Source organism: Caulobacter sp. AP07, from assembly GCF_000281955.1.
Classification (GTDB): Bacteria; Pseudomonadota; Alphaproteobacteria; order Caulobacterales; family Caulobacteraceae; genus Caulobacter.
The window spans coordinates 55,203-63,828 of sequence record NZ_AKKF01000203.1 but is presented as its reverse complement, the minus strand read 5'-3'; the positions used below and the strand labels follow the sequence as shown (position 1 = coordinate 63,828).

Annotated in this window: 10 protein-coding genes; all 10 read right to left on the bottom strand. The window is 67.6% G+C overall.

What is annotated here, in order from left to right; all coding sequences use genetic code 11:
- Positions 1-183 precede the first annotated feature (183 nt).
- The gene (msrA, locus tag PMI01_RS18120; RefSeq protein WP_035037031.1) at positions 184-771 is read right to left on the bottom strand and encodes a peptide-methionine (S)-S-oxide reductase MsrA; all 588 of its coding nucleotides are present in this window, start codon (positions 769-771) and stop codon (positions 184-186) included.
- Positions 772-830: 59 nt separating this feature from the next.
- Complete coding sequence (locus PMI01_RS18115) at positions 831-1,091, bottom strand: hypothetical protein (protein WP_007672160.1); 261 nt, start codon at positions 1,089-1,091, stop codon at positions 831-833.
- A complete protein-coding gene (locus tag PMI01_RS18110; RefSeq protein WP_007672158.1) occupies positions 1,088-1,384 on the bottom strand; it encodes a hypothetical protein in 297 nt (98 codons plus the stop codon). The genes PMI01_RS18115 and PMI01_RS18110 overlap by 4 nt, the downstream gene beginning before the upstream one ends.
- 111 nt (positions 1,385-1,495) lie before the next feature.
- Complete coding sequence (locus PMI01_RS27205; protein ID WP_157223810.1) at positions 1,496-1,639, bottom strand: hypothetical protein; 144 nt, start codon at positions 1,637-1,639, stop codon at positions 1,496-1,498.
- 259 nt (positions 1,640-1,898) lie between these two features.
- A complete protein-coding gene (pheT, locus tag PMI01_RS18105) occupies positions 1,899-4,337 on the bottom strand; it encodes a phenylalanine--tRNA ligase subunit beta (protein ID WP_007672156.1) in 2,439 nt (812 codons plus the stop codon).
- Positions 4,334-4,750 (bottom strand): WapI family immunity protein, encoded by a 417-nt coding sequence (locus PMI01_RS18100; protein ID WP_007672155.1) that lies wholly within the window; start codon positions 4,748-4,750, stop codon positions 4,334-4,336. Before PMI01_RS18100 ends, pheT begins: the two co-directional genes overlap by 4 nt.
- The gene (pheS, locus tag PMI01_RS18095; protein WP_007672153.1) at positions 4,750-5,823 is read right to left on the bottom strand and encodes a phenylalanine--tRNA ligase subunit alpha; all 1,074 of its coding nucleotides are present in this window, start codon (positions 5,821-5,823) and stop codon (positions 4,750-4,752) included. The genes PMI01_RS18100 and pheS overlap by 1 nt, the downstream gene beginning before the upstream one ends.
- 120 nt (positions 5,824-5,943) lie before the next feature.
- Entirely contained in the window at positions 5,944-6,303 is a 360-nt protein-coding gene (gene rplT / locus PMI01_RS18090) for a 50S ribosomal protein L20 (protein ID WP_007672150.1), read from the bottom strand.
- Positions 6,304-6,318: 15 nt separating this feature from the next.
- Positions 6,319-6,519, bottom strand: a complete 201-nt coding sequence (gene rpmI, locus PMI01_RS18085) for a 50S ribosomal protein L35 (RefSeq protein ID WP_007672148.1) — start codon at positions 6,517-6,519, stop codon at positions 6,319-6,321.
- 156 nt (positions 6,520-6,675) lie between these two features.
- A complete protein-coding gene (locus PMI01_RS18080) occupies positions 6,676-8,604 on the bottom strand; it encodes a S9 family peptidase (protein WP_007672140.1) in 1,929 nt (642 codons plus the stop codon).
- Positions 8,605-8,626: the final 22 nt, after the last annotated feature.

Genomic DNA, 8,626 nt, shown 5'->3' with positions numbered 1-8,626 from the left:
CGGGCGCCATCTGGGCGTGGCTCGAAACAGCGGAAAACGCCAACGCGACGCCCAGCAGCGCCGGAACCAGACGTGCCCATGGACCGCCCATGCGAACCCTCCCCCCCTGGAGATACGCGCTAAGGAAAAGGGGAGATTACGCCTTGCCCATAGGTTGTCCAGTCGCGCGCGGCGCGTGGGGGATCAGTTTCCCCACACCTGCTTCAGCCGCAGGTCGCGGCCGCAGCCCATGCGGTAGGCGTGGTACTCGATCGAATGGTTCTTGGCGTAGTCGCGGTGGTAGGCCTCGGCCGGCCAGAAGGTCTTCAGGTCGAGGATCTGGGCCTTCATCGTCCCGGTCTTCAGGCGCTTGGCGGCCTCGGCGCGGGACTTGTCGGCGATCGGGCGCTGGGCCGGGGTGACGAACACCGCCGGGCGGTAGGACGGGCCGCGGTCGCAGAACTGGCCGCCGTCGTCGGTGGGGTCGACCAGCTTCCAGTACTTGTAGAGCAGGAAGCCGTAGTCGAGCTTGCCGGGGTCGTAGGTGACGCGCACCGCCTCGTAGTGGCCGCTGGTCTCGCTGGTGACGTCGCGATAGCTGGGGCGGTCGACGTGGCCGCCGGTGTAGCCGGACTCCACCTTCAGCACGCCGGGGATGCCGCGCATGTCGTTCTCCATGCACCAGAAGCAGCCGCCCGCGAACACGGCGGTCTGGGGCGCCGGCTTGGGCGTGGCCGCGAGGGCGGCGGCGGGCAGGAACAGGACGGCGAGCAGGACGAGCAGGCGGCGGATCATCGGAGACTCCTAAGGCGTACTCGTGGATACGGACGGCGCCGGCGAAAGGTTACACCCTATCGCCAGCCGAACCCCACGCTGCGCACCGACGGGGCCGCCGCCAGCCGCGTGGCCAGGAACTGGGCGCGGTCGTCGCCCTGGTCGTCGATCTCCATGCGGATGCTCAGGCCGGCCCCGTCCGGCCGGGCGGTCAGCGAGCGCAGGCGGGTCTGCTGCACGCTGGCCACGCCCAGCACCCGCATCAGGGCGTCGGGCGTGTCGTCGGCGATCACCAGGAACAGGCGGAGTTTGTCTTCCTCCGGTTTTCGCTCGCTCATGGCCGCACCCACTGATGCTCGACGCTGGCCGAGGTGACGCCCGGCCAGGCGGCCAGGTCGCGGGCCAGCAGGCGGGCGGCCTGGTCGCTCAGGTGACGGACGCGCAGGGATCCCTCGACGATCTGGCCGACCGGCTTCATCGACAGGGCGCACAGCTCGGCGCCGCTGTCGGCCAGGCCCTGGCGGACGGCTTCCAGCGCCGAGGGCGCATCCCGGGCGGCCAGCAGCAGCTGGTGGACGGTGACGCCTTCGTGGTCGGAATTGAAGGCGGGTGGGGAAGGCAGGTAGCTCATGGTTTCAAGGTCCTTGGATTTGAAGGGAAGGACCGATGACCGCACAGCAAAAACCCCGCTCCTTTCGGAAGCGGGGCTTTGCGGATCTTGCGATCTTCGGCGTTGGTGCGGCTAGTCCGCGCGCCTGTGCTGCCCCGTCCGAATACGAACGGTTTTAATCTTGGCCTGCATCATAATGGTGCGCGCGCACGCGATCGCGACGCCAGCGGTCATGCTGGTCGCGATCAGAACGGTCATGGCCAGATGCGATTGCATTTAGGCGGGGTGACTCCGTGTGCGGCTCTAGAGGTAGCGTGGGCATGGGCGATGCGCAAGGCTTTGCCGTGAAAGCGCGACGAATGACGCGGCCTGCGCAAGGATTGTGCGGCGGCGTTCGAGCGCGGCGCACTTGCCCCCACCTGACCGCTTCGCGGTCTGTCCGCCCCCATAGGGGGGCGGAGCCTAAGCGCGCGAACTCCGCCCCCTATGGGGGCGGACAGGCGACGCAGTCGCCAGGTGGGGGCAAGTGTCGACCCTACGACCTGAGCTTGCCGCCCGCCTTCTCGACCGCCGCCACGACCTTGGCCGACAGGGCCTCGATCTCGGCTTCGGTCAGGGTTTTGTCGCGCGGCTGCACCACCACCTCAAGGGCGATCGACTTGGCGCCGTCCGGCACGCCGGGGCCCTCGTAGACGTCGAACACCCGGGCCGCCGTGATCAACGCCTTGTCGGCGCCGGCCGCGGCCTTGACCAGGTCGCCGGCGGGCTTGGCCTTGTCGGTCACGAAGGCGAAGTCGCGGGTCAGGGGCATCAGCGGCGAAGGCGCGAAGGCCGGCTTGGTCTTGACGGCCTTCTTCTTCGGCTCGGGGATCGCCTCCAGGACGATTTCGAAGCCGTAGATCGGGCCGGCCACGTCCAGGGCCTTGAGCACCGCCGGGTGCAGTTCGCCGAACTCGGCCAGCACCGCCTTGGGGCCCAGCTGCAGGCGCGCCGAGCGGCCCGGATGCCACCAGGACGAGGCCGAGCCCTGGGCGGTCTGCAGCGAGGCCACCGGCGCGCCCAGCTCCTCGAGCAGGGCGATCAGGTCGGCCTTCACCGAGAACAGGTCTTCGGCCGGCGCCTTGTCCCAGCCGCGCGGCGCGTGCGGGGCCAGGACGGCGGCGATGGTGGTCTTCTGGTCCTGCGGACGGTCGCCGTGGAACACCGGGCCGATCTCGAACAGGGCCACGTCCGGGAAGCCCCGGCGGGCGTTGCGGCCGGCCGCCTCGATCAGGTTGGGCAGGATCGACGGCCGCATGCAGTCCAGGTCCGAGGCGATCGGATTGGCCAGGACCAGCTCGGCCGCGCCGCCGCCGAACAGGGTCGCGGCGCCAGTGCTGGTGAAGCTCCAGCTGACCACCTCGTTATAGCCGGCCGCCGCCAGGGCGCGGCGGGCGACGCGGGCTCGGGCCTGGCGCGGGGTCAGGACGCCGCCCACGGCGCGGGCGACCTCCGGCAGCGGCGTGGAGGGCAGAGCGGCGTAGCCGGCGATGCGGGCCACTTCCTCGACCAGGTCGGCCTTGCCGTCGACGTCGCGGCGGAAGGTCGGCGGGGTGACGCTGACCACGCTCTCGACATGGGTGGCGAACTCGGCGGCCGGCAGGCCCTGCGGCGGCGCGATGGCGAAGCCCAGGTCGGCCAGGATCTTCAGCGAGCGCTCGGGGGCGATGTCCAGGCCCGACAGCGCCTTCACATAGGCCGGGTCGAACAGGATCGGACCCGGCGCGGCCGGGGCCTGGCCGGCCACGACGACGTCCGACGGCTCGCCGCCGCACAGCTCCAGGATCAGCCTGGTCGCCAGCTCCAGGCCGGGGACCAGCGAGCCGGTGTCGACCGTGCGGGCGAAGCGATACTGGGCGTCGCTGTTGATGCCCGTCACGCGGCCGGTCTGGGCCGTGCGGATCGGGTCGAACCAGGCGCTTTCGAGGAACACATCGACGGTGGCGTCCGAGCAGCCGGTGCTTTCGCCGCCCATGACGCCGCCCAGGCCGATCGGGCGCTCGCCATCGGCGTCGGAGATCACCGACATCTCCGGGGTCGCCTCGTAGGTCTTGCCGTCCAGGGCGATCAGGTGCTCGTCGCCGTGGACGCCGTGGTGACCCAGGCGCGCGGTGATCGTCGCGCCGACCAGCTTGGCGGCGTCATAGACGTGCAGCGGCCGAGCCCGGTCGTAGGTGATCAGGTTGGTGATATCGACCAGGGTGTTGATCGGGCGCAGGCCGATGGCCTTCAGGCGGTCGGCCAGCCATTTGGGCGACGGGCCGTTCTTGACGCCGCGGATGAAGCGGCCGCTGAACACCGGGCAGGCGTCGCCGTCGACCGTGATGGCGATCGGGCAAGGGAAGGTCCCCGGCACGGGGGCGATCGACGGGTCCTTCAGCGTTCCCACCCCGGCCGCGGCCAGGTCGCGGGCGATGCCGGCCACGCCCAGCCAGTCGGGGCGGTTGGGGGTGACCTCGAAGTCGATGACGGCTTCCAGGCCCAGGGCCTGCGACGCCGGGGTCCCGACCGCCAGGTCGTCCGACAGTTCCAGGATGCCCTCGGCGCCGTCGTCGGCCTCCAGCTCGGAGCCCGAGCACAGCATGCCGTTGGACACCACGCCGCGCACCGGCTTCTCGACCAGGGTGACACCGAGGCCCGGCACATAGGCGCCGATCGGGGCGTAGACGGTGGTCAGGCCGGCGCGGGCGTTGGGCGCGCCGCAGACGATCTCCTTGCGGCCGTCGACGGTGTCGACCTGGCAGACCCGCAGGCGGTCGGCGTTGGGGTGCGGCTCGGCCGAAACCACCTTGGCGACCGTGAAGGCCGCCAGCTTGGTCGCCGGATCGGTGACGTGTTCGACCTCGAGGCCGGCCATGGTCATGGCGGCGACGACTTCGGTGGCGGACGCCTCGGTGTCGAGGTGGTCCTTGAGCCAGGAGAGGGTGAATTTCATGTTGAAGCTCGATTTTTCAACTGGGCCCTCAAGCCGTGGATAAGCGAGGGCAGATAAGACTGGTCAACTTCGAACTTGCCGCGGAAGTCGTACTCGAATGAATTTCCCGCCCATTTATGGGCGGTGACTTCGATCGCGATGCGACCCAGGGAATTGGCGCTCAATTTCAAATCGAAATCGCCCTCGAGCGATTCCAGTTTGGCCTCTCCCGCAAGGTCGCTATGCATTTTCTCAGCGGCTTTGACGAAGTCAGCCACGTTCATGAGTGTCGGTTGGCGTTCGACCATGATCGTGTCGAGAGTGATCCGGGCAAGGGCGGGCCAGCCGTATCCGACCGTCTCGGTCAGGGTGACCGCCACGTTCGCCTGGCCATCGCCAAACTTGATCCAGTCGTGACTGGACTCGTCTTGCATCAGCTCAAGCCGCTCGCCGCGTTCGGCGCCGCGAAGGCGCTGAACCCGTAGTGGGCCAGCCAGCGGCCGTCCGAGGCGAACATGTCGCGCAGGTCGGGCATGCCGTATTTCAGCATCCCCAGTCGGTCGACGCCCATGCCGAAGGCGAAGCCCTGGTACTCGTCCGGGTCGATGCCGCAGGCCCGCAGGACGTTGGGATGCACCATGCCGCAGCCCAGGATCTCCAGCCAGCTGGTGCCCTGGCCGATCTTGATCTCGCCGCCGCTGCGGTCGCACTGGACGTCCGTCTCGGCCGAGGGCTCGGTGAACGGGAAGTGGTGCGGCCGGAACTGGGTGGTCACCGTGTCGGACTCGAAGAACCGCGCCAAGAAGGTCTCCAGGGTCCACTTCAGGTGGCCCATGTGGATGCCCTTGTCGATCACCAGGCCCTCGACCTGGTGGAACATCGGCGTGTGGGTGGCGTCGCTGTCCATGCGGTAGGTGCGGCCAGGGGCGATGATGCGGATCGGCGGCTTCTGCGACAGCATGGTCCGCACCTGCACCGGGCTGGTGTGGGTGCGCAGCAGCATGCGCTCGCCGTCTTCCTTGGGATTGAAGAAGAAGGTGTCGTGCATCTCCCGCGCCGGGTGCTTGGGCGGGAAGTTCAGGGCCGTGAAGTTGTGGAAGTCGTCCTCGATGTCCGGGCCCTCGGCCACGGCGAAGCCCATCTCGGCGAAGATGGCGACCATTTCGTCCATGGTCTGCATGGTGGGGTGGACGCTGCCCTTGCGGCGATAGGGGGCCGGCAAGGTGAGGTCCAGGGTCTCGCTGGCCAGGCGCGCGTCGAGGGCTGCGGTTTCCAGCGCGGCCTTCTTGTCGTTCAGCGCCGTCTGCGCGCGGTCGCGCAGCACGTTGATCGCCGCGCCCCGTTCCTTGCGCTCGTCGGGGCTCATGGCGCCCAGGGTCTTGAGCAGGCCCGAGATCGAGCCGGTCTTGCCCAGGGCGGAGACGCGCACGGCGTCGAGGGCGGCGAGGTCGCCGGCGGCGGCGACTTGCGCCAGCACGTCGGCTTCGAGAGTGGTGAGATCGGTCATGACGGGGTTCCGTCTAGAGCATTCGTGGGGTGGGGAGTAGGGGAGCGCGCAGCAAAAAGCCCTCCGGCTCGCACCGGAGGGCTTTTCCAGATCGCAATCGGGACGGACCCGAAAAAGACCTTAGGCGGCCAGGGCGGTGCGGACCTTGTCAGCAATGGCCTTGAACGCGGCGGGGTCTTGACCCGCGATATCCGAGAGGACCTTGCGGTCGATCACGATACCCGCCACGTCCAGGCCGTGGATAAACTGCGAGTAGGTGAAGCCCTCGATGCGGGCGCCGGCGTTGATGCGTTGGATCCACAGCGAGCGGAAGGCGCGCTTGCGCACCTTGCGGTCGCGGTACGCGTACTGGCCGGCCTTGTCGACGGCGGCCTTGGCGGTGCGGATGGTGTTCTTGCGGCGGCCGTAGAAGCCTTTCGCCTGCTCAAGAACCTTCTTGTGCTTGGCGTGGGCGGTGACGCCCCGTTTGACGCGAGCCATGTGTCAGCGCTCCTCTTAAAGGCCGTAGGGCAGGTACGAACGGATGGTCTTGGCGTCGGATTCGCTCATGACCTTCGTGCCGCGGTTTTGGCGGATGTACTTGCCGTTGTGGCCGATCAGACGGTGACGCTTGCCGGCGACGCCGGCTTTCAGCAGGCCCGTGGCCGTGATCTTGAAGCGCTTCTTGGCGCCCGACTTGGTCTTCAACTTAGGCATTTCGCGTCGGAGCGTTTAACCGCCCCGTCCTCTAGAAGCATGACGAACCGCCATGGCATGCCATTAGCCAGGCGGTTCCGGAAAGGCGGGGTTAGTACGGGAAAGGGGCGAAGAAGGCAAGCGCCGTCTCCGCCCCTCTGACGGGTCCGGCGATCGCTAGTTCGGCGGGTTGTTCTTTTCCAGGAAGGCGACGGTCGCCGCCAACATCTGCTGACGGGTGGCCTCGCGGGAAAGCCAGTGGTCTTCGGCGCCCAGGTTGACGAACTCCACCGGCTTCTTGGCCCGTTCCAGGGCGTTGCGCATGTCGGTGCTCTGGCTGTACTGCACCACGGTGTCGTCCTTGCCGTGGATCAGCAGCACGGGGCCATCGGCCTCGGCTGCATGGCGGGCCGGAGAGCGGGCGTCCAGCTTGGGGTCGGAGGTCGAGGTGACGCCGAAGATACGCTTGTAGTAGCGGATCGTCGGGCTTTCCTCCTTATAGCGCAGCATCTTGAAATTGATCATCTCGCGCACGTCGCCGATGCCGGCCACGGACACCGCGCAACGGTAGACGCCCTTGTCGAGGGTGATTCCGGCCAGCGCCGCATAGCCGCCGTAGCTGGCGCCCGTGATGCAGACGCGCTTGGGATCGACGACGCCCTGTTTGGCCAGGAAGCGGACGCCGTCCGACAGATCGGTCTGCATCTTGCCGCCCCACTCGCCGTCGCCGGCGCGAATGAAGCTTTCGCCATAGCCGGTCGAACCGCGGAAGTTGGGCTGCAGCACGGCATAGCCGCGCGACGCCAGGGCTTGGGCCCACCAGTCGAAGCCGGCTTCGTCGCGGGATTCCGGTCCGCCATGCGGCATGACGATCAGGGGCAGGTTCTTGGCGGCCTTGCCTGGCGGGAGGGTGAGGTAGCCCTGGATCGTCAGGCCGTCGGCGGCGGAATACTTGATCGCTCGCACTTCGGCGACATCGGCGGGGGACAGCGCGGGGTAGGCCGACCCGACCTTGCTGAGCTTCTTGGCCGCCAGGTCAAGAAGATAGTACCCGCCCGGTTCGCCCGTTCCTTCAACATAGATCACGATTTTCGAATAGTCGGGCGTGTGCGACTGCAGGGCCAGTTGTCGGCCGGGGAAGACGCCCGCGATCATCGACCAGGCGGCGGCAAGCCGGGGTTCGTCAAACTGATACTGCTTGTAACCCGCGTTCGTGACCGTGCCGACGACGTGATTGGCGTCGTCCATCACGACGTCGAACGGTCCGTTGGGGCCGTAGAATTCGCCCAGCTTGCCGTCGGCGATGGAGATGTTGGCCAGCTGATATCCGCCGGTCTTTTCGTCGCGAATGGACATCACCACCGATTTTTCGTCGAGTGAAAGGCCTTCCATGTCCGGCCCGTCGACCGTCGCCGTGACGACATAGGCGTCCACCCACTTGCCGTCCTTGCGCAATTCCATCGACCAGCGCGCGTTCTCGCGGTCGTAGCGGGTACGGGCGATCACCGTGCCGTCGGTCTTGAACAGGTAGTCGCCGGTCTTGAAGTCGCCCATCTGCACCATGGCGGCGATGCCGGTGTCCGGATCGACGCGATAGAGGTCAAAACGTCCAGCCTGCCGGGACTCGGCCTCCTCACCCGCATAGAACTGGGTGAAGATCGTCGGCTTGCCGTTCACGACGCCGCCGACCGGGTCGGAGCTCAGGACGTTGTTGATCGTCTCGTAGGATCGCTTGGGAATCTGGACCTGGGCGCCGGTCTTGACGTTGATGCTGGTCGCCTGGAACTGCTCGCCGACATAGGTCACATCCTCGATGGCGGCGGTGCGTGACACCTCGGCCAGCACGTGGCCGGGATCGGGCCAACTGACCCCCCGCATCTTGACCTTGCCGAAGTCGACGCTCTGGATTTCGCCGCCGTTCAGCGGCTGGATGATCACCCGGCTCGTGCCGCCGTCGTGGGCGATATAGGCCAGATTGGCGCCGTCGCTCGAGATCTCGACGTCGGAAATGGCCGGCAGGCGGCCATAAGCGTCAAGCGAACCGGCTGACGCGGCCCCGACGCAAGCCAGCGCGGCCATCGCGGCGCCGGCGAACAACTTCAACATGCAAACCCCCAACTCAATGTCG